The organism is Aerosakkonema sp. BLCC-F183 (assembly GCF_041929145.1).
GTDB lineage: Bacteria > Cyanobacteriota > Cyanobacteriia > Cyanobacteriales > Aerosakkonemataceae > Aerosakkonema.
Genome location: NZ_JBHFNU010000044.1, coordinates 74259 through 99405, shown reverse-complemented (window position 1 = coordinate 99405; position 25147 = coordinate 74259). Strand labels below are relative to the sequence as shown.

The 25147-nt window shown below is 43.9% G+C and carries 9 protein-coding genes; 6 read left to right on the top strand and 3 right to left on the bottom strand.

The genetic code is table 11. From position 1 onward, the window contains the following. The first annotated feature begins 13 nt into the window (after nucleotides 1–13). The 5 genes from ACE1CD_RS11840 to ACE1CD_RS11820 all read left to right on the top strand — a co-directional run bounded on the left by ACE1CD_RS11840 (nucleotide 14) and on the right by ACE1CD_RS11820 (nucleotide 11780). Nucleotides 14–4636, top strand: coding sequence for a PAS domain S-box protein (locus ACE1CD_RS11840; protein WP_374824192.1), 4623 nt, complete (start codon nucleotides 14–16; stop codon nucleotides 4634–4636). Beyond that, nucleotides 4633–5019 carry a response regulator gene (locus tag ACE1CD_RS11835; RefSeq protein WP_374824189.1) on the top strand — a complete coding sequence of 129 codons (387 nt, stop codon included), beginning with the start codon at nucleotides 4633–4635 and terminating at the stop codon, nucleotides 5017–5019. The genes ACE1CD_RS11840 and ACE1CD_RS11835 overlap by 4 nt, the downstream gene beginning before the upstream one ends. Before the next feature lie 100 nt (nucleotides 5020–5119). Next, the gene (locus ACE1CD_RS11830) at nucleotides 5120–5665 is read left to right on the top strand and encodes an Hsp20/alpha crystallin family protein (protein WP_374824186.1); all 546 of its coding nucleotides are present in this window, start codon (nucleotides 5120–5122) and stop codon (nucleotides 5663–5665) included. A 4-nt stretch (nucleotides 5666–5669) separates the two neighbouring features. Further along, entirely contained in the window at nucleotides 5670–5864 is a 195-nt protein-coding gene (locus tag ACE1CD_RS11825) for a hypothetical protein (RefSeq protein WP_374824183.1), read from the top strand. A gap of 195 nt (nucleotides 5865–6059) precedes the next feature. Beyond that, nucleotides 6060–11780, top strand: coding sequence for an alpha-2-macroglobulin (locus ACE1CD_RS11820; RefSeq protein WP_374824180.1), 5721 nt, complete (start codon nucleotides 6060–6062; stop codon nucleotides 11778–11780). 327 nt (nucleotides 11781–12107) lie between these two features. Here the strand turns inward: ACE1CD_RS11820 and ACE1CD_RS11815 are convergent, their stop codons facing one another. From ACE1CD_RS11815 to ACE1CD_RS11805, 3 genes are all read right to left on the bottom strand, one after another. Then, nucleotides 12108–14693: a response regulator gene (locus tag ACE1CD_RS11815; RefSeq protein WP_374824177.1), complete on the bottom strand. Its 2586-nt coding sequence runs from the start codon at nucleotides 14691–14693 to the stop codon at nucleotides 12108–12110. Nucleotides 14694–14892: 199 nt separating this feature from the next. Beyond that, nucleotides 14893–16632, bottom strand: coding sequence for a sensor histidine kinase (locus ACE1CD_RS11810; RefSeq protein ID WP_374824174.1), 1740 nt, complete (start codon nucleotides 16630–16632; stop codon nucleotides 14893–14895). A 611-nt stretch (nucleotides 16633–17243) separates the two neighbouring features. Continuing rightward, a complete protein-coding gene (locus ACE1CD_RS11805; protein WP_374824172.1) occupies nucleotides 17244–18329 on the bottom strand; it encodes an EAL domain-containing protein in 1086 nt (361 codons plus the stop codon). Nucleotides 18330–19146: 817 nt separating this feature from the next. Between ACE1CD_RS11805 and ACE1CD_RS11800 the strand changes: the two genes are divergently transcribed. After that, the gene (locus ACE1CD_RS11800; protein ID WP_374824169.1) at nucleotides 19147–25146 is read left to right on the top strand and encodes an AAA family ATPase; all 6000 of its coding nucleotides are present in this window, start codon (nucleotides 19147–19149) and stop codon (nucleotides 25144–25146) included. Nucleotide 25147 lies beyond the last annotated feature (1 nt).

The following is a 25147-nucleotide window of genomic DNA, read 5'->3' as shown; positions in this document are numbered from 1 at the left end:
TGAGGTAATAACGATGAGGTTTTATCGACGATTTTTACCCTACGGAGTTGCAATTGTCTGGACTGCGATCGCTGTGCTACTCACACTCTGGGTAGAACCTCTGTCATTTCGCACCATTGGTACATTTTTCTACCTCGCCATCACGATCGCTACCTGGTATGGCAGCTGGCGACCGGGAATTTTGGCACTGGTGCTGTCAACTTTGGTGATCGATTATTTCTTCTTTTCTCCCCTACATCAACTTTCGATCGATAGAGTGGAGAATTTATTGCAGGTAAGTTTTTTTCTCGCAGTTGCTTTAACGATCGTTTTGCTCACCAGCAATCTTAAGGAGAACAAAAAAAAGATAGAGCGACTTAGCCAGCAATTATCCGATGAAAATGCCGAGCAATTGCGGATGGCTCTGTCTGCGGCTCAAATGGGGATGTGGGATTGGAATATCGCGACGGGAAAAATCAAATGGTCGCCAGAACAAGAACAGTTATTTGGCTTAACTCCCGGTACATTTGATGGCAGATACGAAACCTTCGATCGCTTTATTCATCCAGACGATCGCGAAAGCTGGGATCGATCGCTACAACAAGCTCTCCAAACATATCATATCTATCAGCACGAGTATCGCATTATTTGGCCGGATGGCAGCATTCATTGGATCGAAGCGCGGGGACACGGTGTTTACGATGCCGCAGGTCAACCTCTAGGAATGACAGGGACAGTCATCAATATTGACGATCGCAAACGCGGCGAAGCCGAACGCAAGCAAGCAGAAGTCTTGCTGCACCAGCAATGGGAGCAACAACGGACGATCGTGGAAATTAGCCAGCGCATCCGAAAATCTCTCAATTTAGCAGAAATCCTCCAAACAACGGTGGACGAAGTGCGGCAATTGCTGCAAACGAGTCGCGTAATTATTTTTCAATTTGCCCCAAACTGGAGCGGAACTGTAGTAGTAGAATCAGTTGGCTCGGAATGGACAGCTATTTTATCTACTCAAATCTACGACCCGTGCTTAGGTGAAAAATATGTTGAACCTTTCCAACAAGGTTTAGTTACTGCCAAATCAGATATCGACACGCCGGAAATCGACCCTTGTTATGTGGAATTGCTGACAAATTTCCAAGTCAAAGCCAATTTAGTTGTTCCCATCCTGAATGGAAAGGAACTATGGGGATTGCTGATTTCGCATCACTGCGGAGAACCTCGCCAATGGCAACCCTCTGAAATTGAACTCATGCAACAGGTGGTAACTCAAGTCGGCATTGCCATTCAGCAAGCCGAACTGGTAGAAAAATTACAAATAGAATTGCAGCAACGTCGGCAAACTGAAGTCGCCTTGCGCGATAGCGAACAAAAATTCCGCCAATTAGCAGAAAATATTGAAGATGTTTTCTTTCTCTATACCGCAGATTACAGCCAAATTCTCTACATCAATCCCGCTTATGAAACTATCTGGCAGCAACCGCGCAAAAGTCTCTATCAAAATCCATTTTCATTTCTAGATAGCATTCACCCTATGGATCGCGATCGCGTCTCTCTCTCTCTAAATCGTTTGGTGAATGGCGAGGCAGATTTTGAGGAGGAGTACCGCATTTTACGTCCCGATGGTTCCATCCGTTGGATTTACGACCGGGGATTTTTTGTTTATAACGAGGCGGGAGAACCATACCGGATTGCTGGACTTTCTACCGATATCACGGCTCGCAAATTAGCAGAGATTGCACTGCAACAATTAAATGCCGAACTCGAACAACGAATAGCAGAACGAACGGCAGAACTTACTCAAACAAATTCCCTCCTGCAACAGGAACTTTACCAGCGCCAGAGAATTGAACAAGCTTTGCGGCAAAGTGAAGCTCAGTTTCAAAACCTAGTTGCCAACGTACCGGGAGCCATTTACAGGCTCGTGCGATCGCCAGATAATTCAGTTTGGTTTGAGTATATCAGTCCCGCGATTAAAGAAATGTATGAGGTTGAGGTAGAACAAATATTAGAGAATGCCTCTTTTGTTGTGAACCCAATTCATCCAGAGGATCTGGCAGAACATCAAGCAGCAATTAGTCGCAGTCGCGAGAATTTAGAACCGTTTGATAATGAATGGCGAATTATTACCCCTTGTGGCAAGTTGAAGTGGCTGCACGGTCGTTCGATCCCAGAACGTCGGGATAATGGAGAGACTGTATGGTATGGCATCGTTCAGGATATCAGCGATCGCAAACGAACAGAACAAGCCTTGAAACAGAGTGAGGAGAAGTATCGCCGCATTGTTGACACAGCCAATGAGGGCATCTGGGTCATTGACGATCGGGGCAATACTAGCTTTGTAAATCGTGGGATGGCCCAAATGCTGGGCTACAGTGTCCCAGAGATGATCGGTCAATCGATGTTTGCTTTTATGGATGAACAGGGACAAGCGATCGCTGCTTATTATCTGGAAGCCCGCCGTCAGGGAATCTCCGAGCAACATGACTTTAAGTTTCGTTGCAAAGATGGGTCAGATTTGTGGTGCATCATCGGTAATAGCCCCATTTTCGATGAAACCGGGCAGTTTCTGGGCGCATTGGGCATGATTACCGACATCACCGATCGCAAACTAACACAAGAACTTTTGCAGCAAAGCGAATCCACATTGCGGAGTTTCTTCAACACTGCTGCCATCCCGATGGGTATTGTTGAATTACATAACGGAGATATCTTGCACATTTCCGATAATTGGGCGGCGGCTCAGTTTTTCGGCAAAACGATCGAAACTATGCAAAATCAGTTTGCTAGTACGCTGGGAGTACCGCCTGCGACGATCGAGCGATGGATTGCCTATTACCAAGAAGCCGCACGGACTCAAGCTCCCGTTCGGTTTGAATATCTTCACAGTACTGGCGATCGGGAATGCTGGTTATCGGGAAGCGTTTGCCCAATTGCAGTCAGTCCTAGTGGGTATCCCAGGTTTTCCTACATAGTTGAGGATATTACCCATCGCAAACAAGCAGAAGAAGCTTTGCGACAACAGGCAAACTACGAACATCTGGTCGGACAAATTGTCAATCAGATCAGGCGATCGCTGGATTTAGATGAAATTCTGGCGGTGACGGTGACAGAGGTGCGACAACTCCTCAATGCCGATCGGGTATTGATTTTTCAACTGCATGAGGATGGTTCGGGCAGTGTTGTGGAAGAATCGGTGTTGCCTGAATATCCAGTGACTGAGAAAATGCGGTGGTTAGATGAATGTTTCCCATCAGACTGCTATAAATTTTATCGCCAGGGAAAGCCACGCATTGTGCCAGATGTGGCAACGGATGAATGGGGGTCTTGCTTAGTTGAGTTTATGCAGGAAGTTGGTGTCAAGTCGAAAGTTGTCGCTCCCATTGTCCAAACAGTTGAAGGTTCAGATCGATCGAGAGTCTGGGGGCTTTTGATTGCTCACGCTTGTTCCTCTTACCGCCAATGGCAAACTATTGAAGCAGACCTCTTACATCGTGTTACCGATCAGCTAGCGATCGCCATTCAGCAATCGGAACTTTACAGAAAACTGCAAATCGAACTGCACGAACGCAAGCAAACCGAAGCAACTTTGCGAGAAGCGGAACGACGCTGGCGATTTCTCCTCGACAACGTGCAATTAGTCGTGGTCGGACTCGATATCGCGGGTGCTGTGAATTACGTGAATCCTTTTTTCTTGAAACTGACTGGGTACACAGAATCAGAAGCTTTGGGTAAAAACTGGTTTGAAACTTTTGTGTTGCCTTCCGATCGGCAACATCTTCACACTATTTTCTCGGAAATGCTGACATCTAAGCCTCATCCCTACTATCAAAATTTTATCCTCACAAAATCGGGAGAACACCGATTTATCGCTTGGAATAATACCCTGTTAAGAGATTCTGTCGGCCATATTATCGGTACAGTCAGCATTGGCGAAGACATTACCGAACGACAGAAAATCGAGCAGATGAAAAGTGAGTTTATTAGTATTGTCAGCCACGAACTCCGCACTCCTCTAACAGCGATTCGAGCATCTTTGGGATTGCTGCAAACTGGAATCTACGACAAAAAGCCAGACAAGTTGAAACGCATGATCGAGATTGCCGCCATTGATAGCGAGCGCTTGGTGCGTTTGGTCAACGATATTCTCGATCTCGAACGGTTAGATTCGGGTCGAGCTGTCTTGGAGAAAACCGCTTGCAAGGCGATCGATTCGATCCGACAAGCTGTAGAGGCAGTGCAAGCGATCGCCGATCGGCAACACATCGCTTTCGATATCCATCCCACCGATATCGAAGTTTGGGCAGCATCAGATGCAATTGTCCAAACGCTGATCAATCTGTTGAGTAATGCGGTTAAATTCTCGCCTGCCGGTTCTACCATTACTGTAAGTGTCGAACCGCAAATCGATCGGGCCCTGTTCCAAGTTCGCGATCGGGGGCGAGGCATTCCAGCTGATAAGCTGGAAGTTATCTTCGGACGATTTCAGCAAGTGGATGCCTCCGACTCTCGCGATAAAGGAGGAACGGGGTTAGGACTGGCAATTTGCCGTAGTATTATAGAGCGACACGGTGGGCGAATCTGGGCTGAAAGTAGTCTTGGTGTTGGCAGTACATTTTTCTTCACGCTCTCACTACGACAAGAAGCACAATCATGATGGCCAAAAAAGTGTTAATCGTGGATGACGAAGAACGACTGCGGGAACTTGTGCAAGCGTGCTTAGAAGATTTGGGAGGATGGACCGCGCTTACGGCTGGATCGGCCCAGGAAGGGCTACAAATCGCCCAAACAGAAGCCATTGATGCTATTCTCCTAGATGTCTCGATGCCTGGAATGGACGGCTTTGCGCTCTACGAGCAACTTCAGGCAAATCCGGCCACGCGATCGATTCCAGTCATTCTCCTCACTGCAAAAGTCTTAGCAAGCGATCGCGCCCGCTTTGCCCAAATGGGGATAGCAGGAGTGATTAGTAAACCTTTTGACCCAATTACAATCACCGAAGAAGTTGCTGAAATCTTGGGCTGGAAATTTGAGTATTAATTTTTGTTAAAAAATTTGTATTTTTATCAGTTCTTTATCAGTTCTTTATTTTTGGCATATAGCTTTTAATATAAACAGAACCTCAATGTATTAGAAGCGTATGAACACTATTTATTGGCGATCGATGGAATACTTGAATGAACTAACCCAATCTATCATAAATTATTGGGCTAGTTTGCTGGAAGATTGCCAGCAATCAACTCTCTGGATTGGCAGCACAGAAGCATCGGCGATCGCAGGTATCACAATTGACGAAACCGCCAATTTATTGGTGATTAAAACTCTTCTTCCCCATATCGATATTAAAGACATCCATATCGAAGTAACTGAGGAAACGCTTTTAATCTGGGGAAAGTGGCCTACGGCAACAGGAGTAGAAGGTTATTTTCATCCCGGCAGTTTTAAAAACTTAATTCCTTTTCCTTCTCCAGTTCATCCCAAAACAGTTCTAGCTGAATACAAAGATAACGTTTTGATTGTCCGCATACTCAAACAACAGATAATTACAGAACCTAAAGTTTGCATCGATGTCATCGATGCGAATTTAATGCTGCCACAATTGTACGATATAGAGCCAAAAGAAACAACAATAGAAACCTGCAATACTTCTCCCTTATTATATGCTGAAAATCACAAAAAGCGATAATCTCATGACAAACTGTCCTTGTTGCTCCTACCAAATGGTTCGTCACGCCAGACTGCATCAAACTTATTGGTTTTGTCGGCACTGCTGGCAAGAAATGCCTAACCTGTGTGTGGAACAAAATAAGACAATTTTAGGTTTGTCTGGCAGCAGTAAAATTTTACCAGAAAGCAAGCCTATTTACTCATTTTCAACTATTTGATTTAATGAGGTGTTTTCGCTCGCATCTTGCAACGTTTTGAATTCTAGCCAATCAACCGGAATTATAACAATTCCCAAACAGCCGTAAAGATTTATTGCTCAACCCGGAAACTTACTAGGCGGGAAATGTAGGAAGTTTGATAATCGATCGGGTAGCATCAGTTATTGATGCTGAATTAGCTGTAGGGGGAAAACAATGCAAGTTATCGGCAGAATTGTCAAAACGTGGATGTTCTGCTTGGCGCTGACACTCATCCTGGGAATAGCAGGCTGCGGTCTATTGGGTATTACCGGTACCGAACCCCTACCAGAAGTTTCTTCTCTACCCACCCCGCAATTACCAGATTGGATAGAACAAATCAGTCCTCTTGGCGAAGCGGAACCCTTGGCGCAAATTCGCATCCGCTTTAAAGAACCGTTAATTCCCGTAGAAAGCATTGATAGTCCGGATCGACAGGAAGTGTTGCAAAAATTTGCAATCCTCCCCGCATTACCCGGTCAGTTTCGCTTTTTAACACCGCGAATGGTGGGATTCCAAGCAGATAAAGCGCTGCCGAAAGCAACGCGAATAAAAGTTACCCTTAAAAAAGGATTAGCCGATCTCAAAAATCATCGTTTGGCAGAGGATTTGGCTTGGACTTTCCAGACAGAATCAATTAAATTAACAAATTTACCAGGAAAAACAGAAGGTTCGCAAGATGAGCCTGAAGCGATCGACTTAAGACCCACCTTAAAATTTACATCCAACGTAGAACTAGACCCAGTTTCATTAAAAGAACATCTCGCCGTAACCCCAGTAGGGGACAAATATCTAGTCCCGCTGAAAGTAGACCTAGAAAAAACAGCAACCGAGCAAACACCTGAAGAAAAATTCAATCCTTCGGCGCGTAACTGGAATTATATCATAACTCTGCTAGAAAGCTTAGAAAAAGCCAAAAATTACTATATAGAATTTGACCCCGGCATTCGTCCTGTCATCGGCAATCTGCCCACAGAAAACAAGTTTGTTAGCGAAGTAAAAACTTACGCACCGCTAGCTTTTGACAAAATCCAATTTTTCGGACAACCGGATGTGTCGGGAAGCTACGGACGCTTTGTCAAAGGTGCAGCCCAGTTATTATTTAATAATCCCATAACAGCAGAGTCAGCTATAAAAAATATTACCATAAATCCTCAGCCCAAACCAGCACCGCGATTGGTGCAAGCTTATGACGGAGAAAAAGTCATCAATCTCAATCCTTGGGCGTTAGAACCGGCCAAAACTTATACAATTACGATCGATCGCAATCTCAAAGATAAGTTTGGACAGACTTTAGAAAAGCGAGTAACGCTTAAGTACGAAACAGGTGATTTAGCTGGCGATATCTGGGCTCCATCAGATTTGCATATTTTCCCATCTGGCAAAAATTTACAGTTGAATATTTCTACAGTTAATCTGCCCGAATCCCAATATAAAGCAGCTTATCGAGTCGTCGCACCTACAGATTTAGTTTACGTTGATTCCGCCTATCCGAAAGGAAACAAAACCGATTTATTACCGCCGACTGCTGAATGGCAATCTTTTAAAGTGGCGGGGAGAAGAAATCAATCTACTGATGTCGCGGTTCCTTTGCGAGAAAAACTAGGCGCGGCGACTGGGATGTTAGCTTATGGCATTCAAGCACGCACTAACAGGTATCAAGAAAACAACCAACAAAAGTGGCGGGAATATACTACTTATGGATTAGTAGAATTAACTAATTTGGGAGTCTTTGCCCAATGGTTTCCCGATGCGGGATTGATTCGAGTCAATCATCTTTCTGATGGTTTGCCAGTAGCTAATGCGACTGTGGAAATTTACGAATCTCAATTGGAAGCAAAAACAAAAGAACCAGTCAAACCTTGCGCTGTTGCCAAAACCGATGCCACTGGTACGTCGCTGCTAAATCGTCAGAATTTGCAACAATGTATGAAATCGGCAACCGGATTTGCAGAACCCCCACAACTATTAGTAATTGCTCGCGAAAATAAAGATTGGGCTTTTACGCGCACCAACGAGTATAGCGGTTCTTACGATTACGGTATTGATGCAGGTTGGCAAAACGATAAACCAGTATCGCGAGGAGAGATTTTTTCAGATCGGCAGCTTTATCAACCGGGAGAAAAAGCTTGGTTTACTGGGGAAGCTTATTATCTGCAAAATGATGCGATCGAGCTTGATAAAAATGCAGTTTATGAAGTAAATCTGAGAAATCCGGATGGTAAAACTACAGATTTAGGCAAGCAGAAAACTAACGAATTCGGTACGTTTTCTGTGGAATTACCGATTTCTGCCAATCAACCTTTAGGCTACTATTCCATCAGTGCTAAAAATAAAGATGGCAATGAAATTTCCGGTAGTTTTCGAGTTGCCGAATTCAAACCGCCTAACTTCAAAGTTGCTCTCACTCTCGATAAAGAATTTGCTTTGATAGACGAAAAGGTAGCAGCCACACCTGTCAGCAATTACCTGTTTGGTTCGCCAGTAGAAGGCGGCAAAGCAACTTATTATATTACGAGAACGCCAGTTGACTTTACTCCCAAAGGTTGGGAAAAATTTTCCTTTGGACGGCAATGGTTTTGGCCGGAAGAAAAACCGAATGTACCTAGCGATGTTTTGCAAGTCAATCAGTTACTAGATAAGGAAGGTAAGGGAAATAAAACGATAACTGTGGCGAAAGATTTGCCTTATCCGATGAATTATCGGGTGGATGTGCAAGTTTCCGATGTGTCGAATTTATCGGTGGCGGATTCCAAAAGCTTTACAGCATTGCCAAGCGATCGCATAATTGGTTTGCAAAGCGATTTTGTCGCCGATGCTAACAAACCCTTCCCCATTCAAGTAATCGTAACTGACCCCACAGGTAAAGCGATCGCAGGACAAAAAGTGCGCGTCGAATTGCAACAAATGAAATACAGCGACGTAACGCAAGTAGTGGAAGGCAGTGTAACAGCCCGAAATCAAGTAGAATACAAGACGATCGCACAAACAGAACTCGTTTCTGCCAGCACTCCCCAATCCGTATCCCTCACCCCTCGCGAATCCGGTTCCTATCGCATCCGCGCCAACTTTACTGATAGCAAAAACGAATTAACTGCCAGCGATGTGCAAATTTGGGTAGCTGGGGATAGCGCCGTAAATTGGGGCGATCGATATCAGAATAATCGCTTGGAAATCAAACTCGACAAAGAAACCTATCAACCCGGTGAAACTGCCACCGTTTTGATACAATCTCCCTATCCAGAAGCCGAATTACAGTTTGCAGTTATTCGTCACAACATTATTTATCGCCAAATCGCCAAAGTTAAAGGTAGTGCGCCGCAAATTCAATTTAAAGTCACCCCCGATATGCTACCCAACGCCGCCGTAGAAGCGGTACTCGTGCGTCAGGGAAAACCTTTATCGCAAGCAGAACCAACCAATTTAAAAGAATTGGTGCGAATTGGTTTTGCACCTTTCAATACAAAGTTGGACGATAAATATTTAAAAGTAGAAGTGACGCCGCAACAAACATCCCTACCACCGGGTGCAGAACAAACATTGCAACTCAAACTTAGCGATAATAGCGGCAATCCCGTCAAAGGACAATTCACAGTTATGGTGGTGAATGAAGCGGTATTGCAACTGAGTGGATATCGACCGCCAGATTTAGTGAAAACAGTCTATGCAGAACAAACAATTTCCACTCGTTTTGCCGATAATCGTCCCGATGTGGTGCTGCAACCGTTATCGTCACCTTTAGAAAAAGGTTGGGGTTATGGGGGTGGACTATCCGCAGGCGCAGCAAATACGCGCACTCGTACAGATTTTCAACCTTTAGCTTACTACAGTGGTTCCGTGCTAAGTGATGAAAACGGACAAGCGCAAGTCAAGTTCAAACTACCCGACGATTTGACAACTTGGCGGGTGATGGTGGTAGCGACCGATGGTAATTTGCGCTTCGGGAACGGCGAAACAACATTCATCGCCACGCAACCGCTCATCTCCAATCCTGTTTTACCGCAGTTTGTGCGATTAGGCGATCGCTTCGACGGCGGACTTTCCGTAACAAACAATACCCAACAAACGGGAAATTTAGCAATTGCTGGCGAAATCAACGGCGGAATTCAGTTTGCTCAAAATAACACATTGCAAACGCAAACAGAATCCGGTACTCGCGCTTATCGCTTCCCCATGATTGCCAATAGTATCGGTCAAACTCAAGTGAAATTTACCACCCAATTGAACGGTACAACCGATGCTTTTGCAGTTCCTTTAGAGGTGAAAAATTTAGAAGTTACGGAAGAAGTTGTGGAATCTGGTACAACTACCAATCAAGCGAAGATTCCCTTGAAAGTCGATCGCAACGTTGCCAATGACAGCGGCGGTTTAGAAGTGCAAATTGCCAGCAATCTCATTCCAGAAATTGCCGCACCTGCACGGCAAGTTTTAGATGATAACGAATTGCCTTTCTTGGAACCTGCTGCCAGTCAGTTATTAATTGCAGCCAATCTGCAAATTCTCAATCAAAAATATCAACAAAATTTGGCTAATTTCAATCCCGCACAACAGGCGAATCAAGCAATATCGCGCTTGCAAAAACTCCAAAAACCCGATGGCGGTTTCGCCTCTTGGCCGGGACAAGAAACCTCAGATCCGTTTGTTTCTCCTTATGCCGCAGAAAGTCTAGCCAAAGCATCTGCTGCCAAGCTGAAAGTAGATGCGGCAATGGTGAACCGCCTGAAAACTTATTTAAGCAAAATTCTGGCAGACCCAGGTCAATATGATTTTTGCAAACAACCGCTGTGCAAAAATCAGGTGCGCCTGCAAGCACTGATGGCACTTGGGGAATTAGGAGACAAGCGCAATGAATTTATTGCAGATATTTACGCACAGCGAAATAACTTCGATTTCGTCACTCAAATTAAGTTGGCGCGTTATTTATCCCAGTTACCGCAGTGGCAGGATGAATCGAAAACGCTGCTGAATCAAATTCAAGAAAGCGTTTACGAAACTGGTCGATCGGCAACAATAAATTTACCCGATCGCTGGCGGTGGTTTGATTCTCCCACTACCGCACAAGCTCAAGCTTTGCGCTTATTTATTTCCCAAAAAAGCAAGCCGGAAGTTTTGGATCGGTTAGTCCAAAGTCTGCTTTCATTACGCCGAAATGGTACTTGGCCTAACACTTACGATAATGCGGAAGCGCTGACTGCTTTAGTAGAATACGCTCAACTTCAGCCTACACCGCCTAACTTTACCGCGACAGTCGAACTGGCAGGCAAACAGTTAGCATCAACTCGCTTTCAAGGTTATCGTCAAAGCAGTCAAGATGTGCAAGTGCCAATGGCACAATTACCTCGCGGTCAACACGATCTGATCTTGAAAAAATCCGGTCAAGGGACGCTGCACTATTTGGCAGCTTATCGCTATCGCTTACCAGGAAATCAACCTGGTCGATTGAACGGTCTGCGAGTAGTACGAGAAATTCGTGCTGCAAATCAAGATAAAGTGCTGCGAAAAATCGGACTTTATGCGGTTGATGAACCTTTGAAATTACCTAGCGGACAGGTATTTGATATTGGGTTGGAAATTTTTACCGATCGTCCTGTGGATCATCTGATCGTCACTGATTATTTACCTGCCGGTTTTGAAGCGGTGGATGGCAGTTTCCAAACTGCTACGCCTTACTTCCAAGCGCAAGGAGATAGTTGGGAATTGGATTATAAAACGATTTATCGCGATCGCATTCTCGCTTATGGCGATCGTTTGGAAGCTGGAGTTTATAGCCTCCACTACTTAGTTCGCTCCGTCACTCCCGGTACATTTATTTGGCCTGGTGCGGAAGTGCATTTGCAATACGCTCCCGAAGAATTTGGTCGATCGGCTTCTTCTACATTGGTAATATCCGATCGGTAAAAGTCAAAAGAAAGCGCGTCGGGCGTCGGGATTAGGGGCTAGAGCGCCAGTCCAGTAAAAGAGGTTGACAAAAGAATTAAGGTGTGTATGCCTATATAAACCTCGGCTCCGGCGTTGCATTTGGATAAAAAAATTGTTGCCGATCGCGATCGATTGTCGCCCAAATGCTAATGCCTCCGGCACGCTACGCGAACGCCCCTACACAATAGATATTTCGTTATTTTTGTCAATTCATTCCACTGGACTGGCGCTCTAGGAATAACAAAGAATATTAATTCTCCCCTGCCCCCCTGCCCCCCTGCCCCCCTGCTCCCCCCTAACCCCTAATCAAGCACAAAAAACGCGATTGCGACCGGAAGTTTTCGCCTGATAAAGCACCCGATCGGCTACTTGATAGAGAGTTTGCAGATCGGTACCGTCGTCTGGATACTGCACGACCCCAGCGCTGAAAGTAATATGAAACTTACTGCCATCAAGTTCGACAAACTCTTGTTGGCGTAGGGTTTGCAATATTTCAGACAATCGCTTTGCGCCAACTTGTTTGGTTACACCGTACATACCGATCGCAAACTCCTCACCACCCCAACGAGCGACTACATCCGCAGAGCGAAAACTTTGCAGGAGCAATTTTCCCAATCGCCGCAACACACGATCGCCGGTTGCATGACCGTAGCGATCGTTAATGTGCTTAAAATAATCCAGATCCAAAAAACCAAAACAGAAAGGAGAACAATAACGCTTAGCCATATACAGGAAGCGTTCCAAATCTTGAGTCGAGCTGTGCCGATTAGCGAGTCCCGTGAGAAGGTCTGTTTCCGCAAAACTCCGCAGTAACCGAATTCGCTCCAAGCGGTTGAAAATGCGCTTTACCAGTTCTGGCCCTTTAATTGGCTTATTTATGTAGTCATCACCACCGGCATCAAAGGCTCGTTGCACCGTTGACGGATCTGTGCTTGCCGAAATAAAAAGCACAGGCAGACTGTTCCACTTAGGATCGTTGCGTATCACCTTGCACAATTCAATCCCGCTCGCATCGGGCATATCTACATCTAAAATTACTAAGTCCGGTGCGGTAGCTTCCAGGGTATCCCACAACTGTAGGGGGTTGTTGAGGGTTGTCAACCTCAGTCGCCAAGGTTGCAGTAATGTTTCCAGACTCAGGAGCATTTCTCGGTCATCATCTACCACCATCACCTTCAAATTAGCAGTGTCTTCCCGATGTAGCATTTGGCTGACTATCTCCATCACTTTACTGGGAGCGATCGGCTTTTGTAAAAAACCACAACCTCCCAATCGAGCTACTTCTATGCGATCGATAAAAGTATCGCAACGTGTGAGAACTACCACCGGTAGTTGCGGATTCTGCTGGGACAGTTGTTTGAGCAACGTCAGTCCGGTTTCGTCGGTATCGGGAAAGGATAAGTCAAGCAATACCAGATCCGGTGGTTTTGAACTTAAGGAAACTCTGGCAGCAGACAAATTACAGGCCCAATCTGCCTGCATTCCCCAACTAGCGGCTTCCAATACTAAAAGTTGGGCTTGCTCTGTATCGTCTTCTACGATTAGTAGTCGGGGCGAATTTTTTGTTAATATCTGGGGCTGGCTTTCAACTTTGAGCTCGTCGGAAGCTTCTGTAGTTGGAGTTTGTTGTAGTTGTTGCTGCAAAAGTACCACGAATTGAGATAGGTGTTGCGCTTCTGCTTGCCCCAAGTGTACTTGGGGCTGCAATAATTGCTCTATTTGCTGCGCTAGGTGCGAAGCTTCCTCAAAACCGTACATACCCAAAGAACCGGCTAACTTGTGGGATTCCCGTACAGCTTGCTGGCGCATTTCGTCGTTCAAAGTTCCTGCCAGTAAAGCTTTGCTGGTGCGCTCCAGTAGTGCGACGCGGCTGATAAACTTGTCTTTATATTTTTCCCAAATCTTGCCTACTGTAGTTTGGAGGTGTGCTATTTGCGAGGTTTGAGGTGAAATTTCGGTTTCCCTTGCTGGTTTGCTCTGCGGTTCCGGCGCTAAGCTTGTGTTTACATATGTGGGATTTAACGAAGAGGAGTTGGCAGTGGGGTTAGGGGTCAAAGAGGGAGATGGTAAAGACAACTGCAAAGTGTCTGCGATGACCGCCGCTAGATTCTCCCAATCTAAAGGGTAAAACAAGATTTGACCGATGATTTTGTTAGGTAAGTTGCTACTCAAATTTTTTTCCAGACAGTAAAGCACTGACTGTTTCCCTTGTTTGAATTTGAGATAACTTTGGTCTAGTACAGCTGCCACATCTGCGGTGATGAGACTGCGATCGAGTATGAGTAATGACCAGTTGCTTTGCTCTAAGCATAAGAGCGTTTCTTCGCTGCTATGAATGGATTGTATCGATACGACTCCCAATCGTTCCAGCAACCAGGATGTCAGTTCGTCAGGCAAACCAGCGGCGACAATTTGCGTTTGTTTGTCTTGTGTTTCTTTTGGACTTAAGTGCAGCTGTCGATCGTCGTTGGTTACTTCACAGGTGCTGGGGTCAAGGCGTAGCTTGGCCCACTTCAGCACTGGAGTGGCAGAGTTTCCCCGATGCAATAAGGTGCGAATGCGAGCGTCCAATTCTTTTAAATCGAAGGGTTTCACTACATAATCATCTGCTTCTACATCTGGGCCCATTACTTTGTCTGTACTGGTTTGGTGAGTAGTGAGCAGCACTACCGGCATCTGGTAGCCATGAGAGCGTATGCGACGGCACAAAGTTATGCCGTCTAGCTTGGGAAGCATGACATCCAGCAAAACCAGGTCGTAGGTGAAAGCTTCTACTAGATCCCAACCAGCTTCTCCGTCGTGAGCCACGTCGAGAATATAATATTGGTTGGCTAGGAAGTCTGTCACGACCGCTACGATCGCTTCATCGTCTTCCACTAGCAAAATTCTCATGCCAAAACCCTGCCGTCATACTCGTTTTATAATTTGGAGTGATTGGTGTCTGGGTAAAGTATATAAGTTACTTTTGTCAATAACTCCATTACTTAAGTATGCCCAAAGACAGAAGCGAAGTTTATCTAACAACACATAATTAAATATGCTGAGATATGAGTCCTACATCCCAGCACAAAGTCGATCGGCTAAATTAAACCTAGTTAAGGACGCTGTGCCTTAATCCCAAACCATTATTTTGCATGGGAGAAGATTGTTGAACCGGAAGAAATATCGCGAATTCAGTTCCTTTACCAACTTCAGAATTGACTTGCATGGAGCCGTTATGCTTTTTGATAATTTGATAGCAAATTGAAAGTCCTAAGCCAGTGCCTTTACCTACTGGCTTCGTAGTGAAAAATAAATCGAAAATTTTATTTTTTAACTCTGGTGCGATTCCCGCTCCATTATCCCAAATCTTTACCTTCACTCGATCCGGCGGCACAAATTCAGTGGCGATCGCAATCTGTTTGTTGTAATCATCAGGCATACTTTCTAATGCGTCGATCGCATTACTCAGCAAATTCATAAAAACCTGATTCAACTGAGCGGGATAACACTCGATTAACGGCAAGTTACCGTAATGCTTTATGACTTCTATTTGGGTTTTTACGCGGTGATTGAGAATTAGCAGGGTGTTGTCAATACCTTCATGCAGATCCACATCTTTCACATCTGCTTCATCGAGTCGCGAGAAGTTCCGTAGCGATAAGACTAAGTGACGAATACGCTGCGTACCGATCTGCATCGATAAGAGGGTTTTGGGCAAATCTTCAGCTATAAATTTATAATCGATTTTTTCTAGATGGTCTTGAATGTTTGCAGTCGGCAGGGGGTATTCTTGTTGGTAAAGACGAATCAATTCTATGACATCTTGAACGTAAGTATTAGTATGTTCGAGATTGCCGTGGATAAAGTTAATTGGGTTATTGACTTCGTGGGCAATTCCTGCTACCATTTGGCCGAGACTCGACATTTTTTCAGTTTGAATTAGTTGGGCTTGAGTTTGGTCTAATTCTTCTGTGTACTCAGCAATTCGTCGAATCAGTTGATTGAGGGAATTTGTCAGCTTTCCAATCTCATCGTTGGTAGTTACGGGTGCGCTCAGGTTAAAATTAGCTGTCTCGGTCACTTGTTGGGCGACGGCGGTGGTTAATTCGATGGGATGAGCGATCGCCCGACTGATGCGAAGTGCTACTGCTGATGCGATCGCCGCCGAAATCAGTAAGCTAGTTATGAGGATGAGCGCGTGCAAATTACTGGCTTGTTTAAAAATATCCAGCGATTTGGCTTCTGCGGCGAAGAAGTCGCCCGCTAGCTGTGCGACTTCATCTGAGACTCGATCGAATTCAAGAGCAAGTTTGCTATTAATAAAATTCCGGAAAAGTTGCTGTGCTTTTTGGCTGTCATGGGGCCTCATTTTAGAGGCTGGAATCTGCCGCATTACAGCTTTCAGTTCTATCAAATAATTAGATATATTTTGTTTGTACTTAATAATAAAATAATTAAACCGTTGATATTTTTTTCGATCTTCTACATTTATATTTGATGCTTCTAAATATTTTAAATATGATTGACTTTGATTTAATAGGATTTCGAGATGATTTACTTTATTAAGTAAGTCACGATAATCCTGCTCAAATTTTTCCGGTTTCATGTCGAGAGAAGCAAACTGATGCTCGTGAAGATGGATTTGCAAGATGGTTGTTTTCCAGTCTGCCAAACGGTTTGCTTCTTGACTGGCAAAGGTTATCTTTTTTACAGCTCGATCCCTATAAAAGGCATCTACCATATTTCCAAACAATGTACCTACTGTAGCCACTGCAAGGGTGATAGCAAAACCACAACCGATCTTCTGCCGGATGCTCGTGGAAGCAGTCAGGCTTTTTAAGCTAGGCAAACTTATGTGAATGTGTTGAAATCGACTTGGCACAACAGTCTTAGCAGATTTTTTTTTGGCTGGGCACAAACGACTTTAAAACTGGAACAAGCATCATCAACTAACTCTTCTTCTGAAGAAGCAATAAGAGCAATAGCGCGAAAAAAGCCCATCCCTCAATACTGTTCGGGTAAGCCCTAAACAGGAAATTTTGTAGGTTGGGTAGAGCGATCGCGAAACTCAACGCTGACTTTGGCTTTGTTGCTTTTCGTTAGCTCAATCCCACCTACAATTCCGCAAGGCAAATTCGTATATATCCAATGTATCGCACCAATAGTGAAAATCCCGTGAAGATAGACAGGTTTTTTCCCAAGTATTCAAACCCAGACAGATAGGCAAGTTATCGCTGCCAAAGTCAGCGTCATTCCTGTTCTTGGGGCCTAAAAAGTTACGCGAAAATGTGCGATCGCGAAAGCCTTATTTTTTGTCGGAAGGATAGTAACCGACCCGTGCAGCTTTAACCGCTTTGTTGAAGGTAGATAAAAAAATGAAGTTATAAAAGTGAAAAAGTGGTGAAGCAATCAAGACAAAAGAATCAAGAGGATAATTTACTGATTTTATCGCATCATACGCTACAGATGGACAGTCAATTCATGAATTGAATTTCCACCCAGTAAAGCTTCAGCTGCTTCAGCGTTCACTGGTTGAGAGAAGAAGTAGCCTTGCGCTTTTTGACATCCCAACAACTTGAGTTGTGCTAATTGTTCTGCTGTTTCAACGCCTTCAGCGATCGCTTCTAATTTCTGACTGTAAGCGAGCATCATAATTGTCCAAATCAAATCCCATTTTTTTTGAGTGACGAAGGAGCGATCGATCTTCAATACATCAATGGGTAGTTCGTGCAAACAGCTTAATGAGGAATAACCTGTACCAAAGTCATCTAAATATAATTTAAGTCCCAAAGATTTCAGTTGCTTGAGAGTAGCGATCGCTCGTGTGGGATTTTCCATAATCGTGCTTTCTGTAATTTCCAGCCGTAAGCTACTACTCGCTACCCCAGTTTCGTGCAAAATCCGTTGAACTTGTGCAACCAAATCGGGTTGCGATAATTGTATGCTCGAAAGATTGACACTCATTGTTAAAGGTCGGTAATTGGGAAATTGCTGCTGCCAAGACTTAAGCTGGCGACAAGCTGACTCTATGGCCCAGATTCCTAAAGGATTAATTAGTCGCGTTTTTTCTGCTATGGGGATAAACTCTGTGGGAGAAATGAACCCACGCTGGGGATGCCGCCACCGCGTCAGCGCTTCAAAGCCAATAATTTTGTTAGTTTCCAAGCATACTATGGGTTGATAGTAAAGTTCCAATTCTTTGTGTTCTATTGCCAGTCGCAAGTCATTTTCCAATCGGTAGAGTGCTAGATTTGTCGCGGTAAGAATGCTTAACGAGAGTTCTTCGTCATTCTCAATTGCTCTGGTCAAACGCATTAAGCGGTCTGTGTTTTTGATGGCTATTTCCAGTAAACGCTGACTCTGCTTTGTCAGGGTGCCAAGCTTGCCGCTCAGCAAAAGACTCAAAGCTCCGCGAATAGAAGTTAGAGGTGTACGCAACTCGTAACTGACAAGCGTTGCACATTGGTCTGCATCGCTGGCAGCGAAAATATCAGGTAGATTATTTTCCCAAGTGTGGTCTCGATCGCTAACAGTGCTTTTTGTCATTTTTGTTAAGTTTCTGTAAAGATGCACCACAATTGAGCATCTTTATAAGATAGATCTTAAAGGTGAAAAAGTAGAGAAAAAGCTCCCCATCTATGAGGTTTTTTTCTAAAAAATTGTAATGCTTTAGTGCCTAATGCGAATACTTAACTTCAAGGAAGCAAAATTTTATTGTTGTGTCTGCATATATTCTATATCTTTGGGGATATACCGTTAGAAGTATATTGTGAAAACTAACAAGCTTGCCTGTATATGTATAAGTAAATTCTGATAATTGAGAGTTCGGTTAGATTAAATAGTGTGAAAAACTAGCTACCTTGCTTGTATATGTATAGTTGTGTCAACTAGCCAAGAATACTTTTCGATCGATCTCATAGCAACAGGAGCGTGGACGATCGCTATAAAAATCCCAAACATTATATTTTAGCATATAATCTTAAGATAACGCAAGAAAAGTCTTATATATGCGAATAAAATTAAAATAATGAAGTTAAAACCGAAAGCTTGTACTTTTTAGATGCTAATTTTTATGTTTTTTTATAAATTTGCTTTGCATCTTAAGATTTACTTAATTTTTTAGTTCATACTGAATAATGCAACACATTTCAAAAGCTACCTACGAGTCATGCAAATCAGTAAAAATAAACATAGATAAATATCTATATAGTGATATAGCAAATCTACTGCCATAGCGACAACTGAGCAAAAAAAATAGCGATCGCTCGTACTTTTACAAATCCTACCAGTAGGAAGCCGATCGCGATCGCAATTTACACAGAGCAAAGAAGAATGATGTGATGGGAACACTCACCAAACGAAAATGATTGCGACACTACCAGGTTACAAAATTACAGAAGAAATTCATCAAGGTATCAGTACGGTTATTTATCGCGCTTTGAGAGAACGCGACCTCCAAAAAACGATCGTCAAAACCCTCAAATCTGAGTATCCTACCATAGATGAAATTACCCGCCTGCGCCATGAATATAAAATTTCCCACGAGTTGGAAATAGAAGGAGTAGTCAAAAGCTATAGCTTAGAAAACTATAAAAACAGTTTGGCGCTGATCTTAGAAGATTTTGGGGGCACAGACCTCAAAAACGCGATCGTTTCTCAAAAAATCTCAGTACGATCGTTTCTCTCTATCGCTATTCAGCTAGCGTCTGCACTGGCGGAACTCCACAAAAATAACATTATACATAAAGATATTAAACCCGATAATATTATTATAAATACTCAAATAGGACAAGTAAAGTTAACAGATTTTAGCATTGCCTCGCGTTTGGAGCGAGAAAACTCAAATCTTTCGCATCCTCACTTGTTAGAAGGCACGCTTGCCTATATGTCGCCAGAACAAACAGGAAGAATGAATCGGGCGATCGATTATCGCACAGACTTCTATTCTTTGGGCGTTACGTTTTATGAAATGCTCACAGGTGAGTTGCCTTTTAAAAGTGAAGATCCGCTGGAATTAGTGTACTGCCATATTGCGAAAATACCATCGCCACCTCACCAGTTGAATCCAGAAATTCCGCCAGCCGTGTCGGAAATCGTAATGAAATTATTAGCCAAAACAGCAGAAGACCGCTATCAAAGCGCTAACGGCTTAAAATTCGACCTGGAAAATTGTTTGATGAAACTGCAAACAAGCGGAGAAATTTCTGATTTTATCCCCGGTCTTGCAGATAAAGCAGGTCAGTTACTTATCCCTCAGAAATTGTGTGGTCGCGAAGCGGAAGTTGCTATTTTGATGGCAGCATTCGATCGCGTTAGTAATGGCACCACAGAATTAATGCTCGTTTCCGGCTATTCCGGTATCGGTAAAACAGTTTTAGTCAATGAAGTACACAAACCGATTGTTCGCCAACGGGGATATTTTATTGCCGGGAAATTTGACCAGTTCAAGCGGAATATTCCCTACGTTTCTCTGATTCAAGCTTTCCAGTCATTAATTCAGCAATTACTGACAGAAAGCTCGGAACAAATCGAAATTTGGAAAGAAAAACTATTATCGGCTTTAGGAGTTAACGGACAAATTATCATTGATGTTATTCCCGAAGTCGAATTAATTATCGGCAAACAGCCACCCGTACCAGAACTGGGGGCAACTGAATCGCAAAATCGTTTTAGTCGGGTATTCAAACAATTTATCGGCGTATTTACAACCAAAGAACACCCGCTAGTTGTCTTCTTAGATGACTTGCAGTGGGCAGATTCGGCATCACTGAAATTAATCGAAGTGCTGATGACCGACAGCGACAGCCAATATTTATTGCTCATTGGCGCGTATCGAGATAACGAAGTTTTTCCGACCCATCCGACAATTCAAACTATTGAAAAAATTCAACAAGCGGGTGCAACTGTAAATAATATCGTACTGGGACCATTACAACTCGTTCACGTCGAAGAATTAATCGCCGATACGTTAAATGAATCGGTTCGTTCCAAGCTGCTATCCGAGTTACTTTTAAATAAAACTCAGGGGAATCCCTTCTTCTTGACGCAACTGCTGAAGACACTTTATCAGGAAAACTTGCTAACTTATGACTTATATTCGGGCGCTTGGCAGTGGTCTTTGGCGCAAATTCAATCGATCGGCATTACAGATTTAAATGTCGTCGAACTGATTGCCAGAAATATTCGCAAACTGCCAGAAAATACGCAGAAAGTATTAAAACTGGCAGCTTGTATTGGCAACACCTTTAACTTAGAAGTCTTGAGCGTTGTCAACGAAGCATCCTCCCCAGTCACGGCTGCACAGTTGTGGTCAGCACTTCAGGCGGGTTTGATTTTGCCTCAAGGCAATGAATACAAAATTCCACTTGTGTTTAATAATGAAGAATCGGGCGGTATTCAATTAACAGATGTCAAAGTTGACTACAAGTTTTTGCACGATCGAGTGCAGCAAGCCGCCTATTCTCTGATTCCTGACGATCGGAAAAAAGAAACGCACCTGAAAATCGGTCAACTATTGCTCCAAAATACAACTATTGAAGAACGAAAAGAAAATATTTTCGCTTTAGTCAACCAACTGAATTACGGCACGGATTTACTGACAACTGAAGAGGAAAAATACGAACTGGCTTTTCTCAATCTCATCGCCGGACAAAAAGCAAAAACAGCAACTGCGTATGAGTCGGCTGCCAAATATTTGAATGTGGGTTTGGCGTTGCTAGCTGCCGATAGCTGGGAGAGCCAATACGATCTGACCTTAAGTCTTTATCTGGCAGCTGTAGAAGCTGAATTCATCAGCACCAACTTCGAGCGATCGCAACAGTTATCTGCGATCGTTCTCCAGCGAGCTAAAACCCTCCTCGAAAAAATCAAAGTTTACGAGCTGAAAATTCTGTTTCACATGGCTGAAAACCGGATGCAACCAGCCATAGATACCGGAATTGAAGTTTTGGAAATGTTGGGCGTTTCCCTGGAGCAAGAACCACCCCAAGACCTGATTATTGAGGATTTAGCCGATCTGCCGCCCATGACCGATCCAGATAAACTGGCGGCTATGCAGATATTAACGAGTATCGTCATCGCAGCTTATATTGGCAATGGGGCAATGATGCCGTCAATTCTGTTCTCGACGATCGAGTTATCTGTCAAGTATGGGAACTCGCCCGAATCTGCTTACGGCTATGTTTGGTATGGGGGTCTCCTGTGCGGGCCATTGAGAGATATAGAGGCTGGATATCGATTTGGCAAACTGGCTGTCGTTCTGTTAGAAAAATTTGAGGCATACTCGCTTAACTGCAAAATCCAGTTAATATTTAATGCAGTTGTCAGAACCTGGAAAGATCCCATTCGGGAGAGCCTAGAGCCTTTGAGGGATGCGCTGCACAGTGGCTTGGAAGTAGGAGATTTAGAATGTGCTTGTCATTGCGTTCTTAATTATTCCTATCTCATCTTTTTCAGTGGAGAAGAACTAGAAAAAATTGAACGAGACCACGCAAAATATGTCGCGATAACCATCAAATTTAAACAAAGATACGATACTTTTGGCATCAAAATTTACCAGCAATTGGTGAAAAATTTGCTCGGTCAAGCCGCCGATAAGTATCGGTTAACTGGTGAAAGTTTTAATGAAGAAGAGATGGTGCCAGCCTTCCAGAAGTCTACAAGTGGAACTTTGCTCTTCTTTTACTATACGGCGAAAACAATTCTTCTTTATTTATTTAGAGACTATGAAGGAGCAGTTGCTAACGTCAAATTAGTATCAGAATATGCCAGCTACGGCGTCGGATTGATCCAAAATGTCCTCTCCAACTTCCACAGTTCTCTGGCTCTTCTAGCCCTATATCCCCAAGCACGATCGAGCCAGCAAGAAGAATACTTAAGGGAAGTGGCTGCAAATCAAGAAATCATGAAAACTTGGGCGTACCATGCTCCGGTGAACTTCCAGCACAAGTACGATTTGGTGGAAGCCGTCAAGTATGGGGTTTTGGGACGTCAGCAGGAAGCAATGGATTACTACGAACGAGCGATCGCTGGAGCGCAAAAGCACGGATACCTCCAAGATGAAGCCTTAGCGAATGAACTGGCGGCAGAATTTCAGCTATCTCTGGGTAGAGAGAAGATTGCCAAAACTTACATGACAGATGCCTACTATGGGTATATCCGTTGGGGTGCGAAAGCGAAAGTCGAAGATTTGGAGCTGCGATATCCTCAATTGATAGCACGATCGCCTGTTACAGAAACTACGCTCGATCGCACAGTAACCATTGTCTCCTTAACTACTACGGGTAGCCAGACGCAAGCTCTGGATTTGGCAACGGTGATGAAAGCTTCGCAAGCCATATCCGGCGAAATCGTTCTCGCTAACTTGCTCGACAAGTTGATGAAAATTGCGATCGAAAATGCTGGCGCTGAAACAGGTGCGCTCATTTTATCAAAAGACGGTCAACTTTTTATAGAAGCAGCCGGAAATAAAGATGAGATACAAGTACTGCAATCTCTGCCAGTGTCAACTTGTGGGCAACTACCCGTTTCCGTAATTAATTATGTTGCCAGAACGCAAAAAGATGCGATCTTAAATGATGCCAGCCGCGAAGAAATATTTAACAAAGATCCCTACATCGCGCAACACAAAACCAAGTCTTTGCTGTGTGCGCCGATCGTCTATCAAGGCAAAATAACTGCGATCCTTTATCTGGAAAACAATCTGATTGCGGGTGCTTTTACCCCGAAGCGGGTGGAAATGTTGCGGATGTTATCGGCGCAGGGTGCGATCGCCCTAGAAAATGCACGCCTCTATCACACTTTGGAAGCCAAAGTAGAAGAGCGAACCCAGGAATTAAAAGAGAAAAATGCACGCTTGGAAGTGGAAATTCAAGAGCGGCAGAAAGCCGAGCAAGCAGCACAAGCAGCTAGCCGCGCCAAAAGCGAATTCCTCGCCAACATGAGCCACGAGCTGCGAACGCCGCTCAATGGTATTTTGGGTTATGCCCAAATCCTCAAACACGAAAAGAATCTCACCGTTCCGCAAAAAGATGGAATTGGTATTATTAAACAGTGCGGCGAACACTTGCTGACTCTGATTAACGATATTTTAGACCTCTCGAAAATCGAAGCGCGGAAAATGGAATTGCACCCAACAGAGTTTCATTTTCCCGAATTTCTGCAAAGCATCGCGGAAATCTGCCGCATCCGCGCTAACCAAAAAGGAATTTCCTTTATTTACGAACCGCTTTCCAATTTTCCTCCTGCTGTTTGCGCCGACGAAAAACGATTGCGTCAAGTCCTGATTAACTTACTCGGAAATGCAGCTAAGTTTACCGAAGCAGGCGGCGTAGCTTTGAAAGTAATTGTCATTCGTTATTATTCATCAGCCATTAGCGATGATGACCGAGAACTAATGGCAAAAATCCGTTTCCAAGTCGAAGACACTGGCATTGGTATGACACCCGATGAATTGACGAAGATATTTTTGCCGTTCGAGCAGGTGGGCGATTGCTCTCGTCAAACAGAAGGAACTGGTTTGGGATTGGCAATAAGTCGCCAATTAGTAAACATGATGGGTTCGGAAATAAAAGTCAAGAGTACCCTCGGACAGGGAAGTGTTTTCTGGTTCGATTTGGATTTGCCTGTAGTTGAAGAATGGGCAGACAAGCGACACTCATCCGAAAAAATCATCGCAGGATTCCTGGGTGAGAAACGCAAAATTATCGTAGTAGATGACAAATGGCAAAATCGCTCTGTCCTGGTTAATCTGCTAACGCCAGTTGGCTTTACAATTATGGAAGCAAGCGACGGTCAAGATTGTCTGAATAAGTTACATGATTTTCAACCGGATTGCATCATAACCGACTTGGTGATGCCTGTGATGGATGGCTTTGAACTCTCTCGGCAGATCCGCAAAACTACTGAGTTGAAAAATGTACCGATAATTGCTACTTCTGCCAGTGTTTTCGATACCGAAAGGCAGGGAAGCTTCGATGCGGGGTGCAATGCTTTTCTTCCCAAACCTATTCGGGCTGAAGATCTTTTGGATTGTCTGGGTCGTTATTTAGAGTTAGAATGGATTTATGAGGAGTCTAGAGAAATTTCAGGCAAGGTATCTACGGATAAGGGAGACAGGGAAGAATTACCCAAACCAAACTCTAAAATACAAAATCAAAAGATGATACCTCCTCCTCCTGAAGAACTTGCTGTCCTCTTGGATTTAGCCATGAAGGGGGAACTCGTAAGCATTCAGGAACGATCTGAAAAACTGGCTGTGTCTCACGCACAATATGTGCCCTTTGCTAACCAGGTGATTAAATTAGCTAAAGAGTTTGAGGAAGAAAAACTTTTAGAATTTGTGCAAAATTTTATGGAGGATTGAA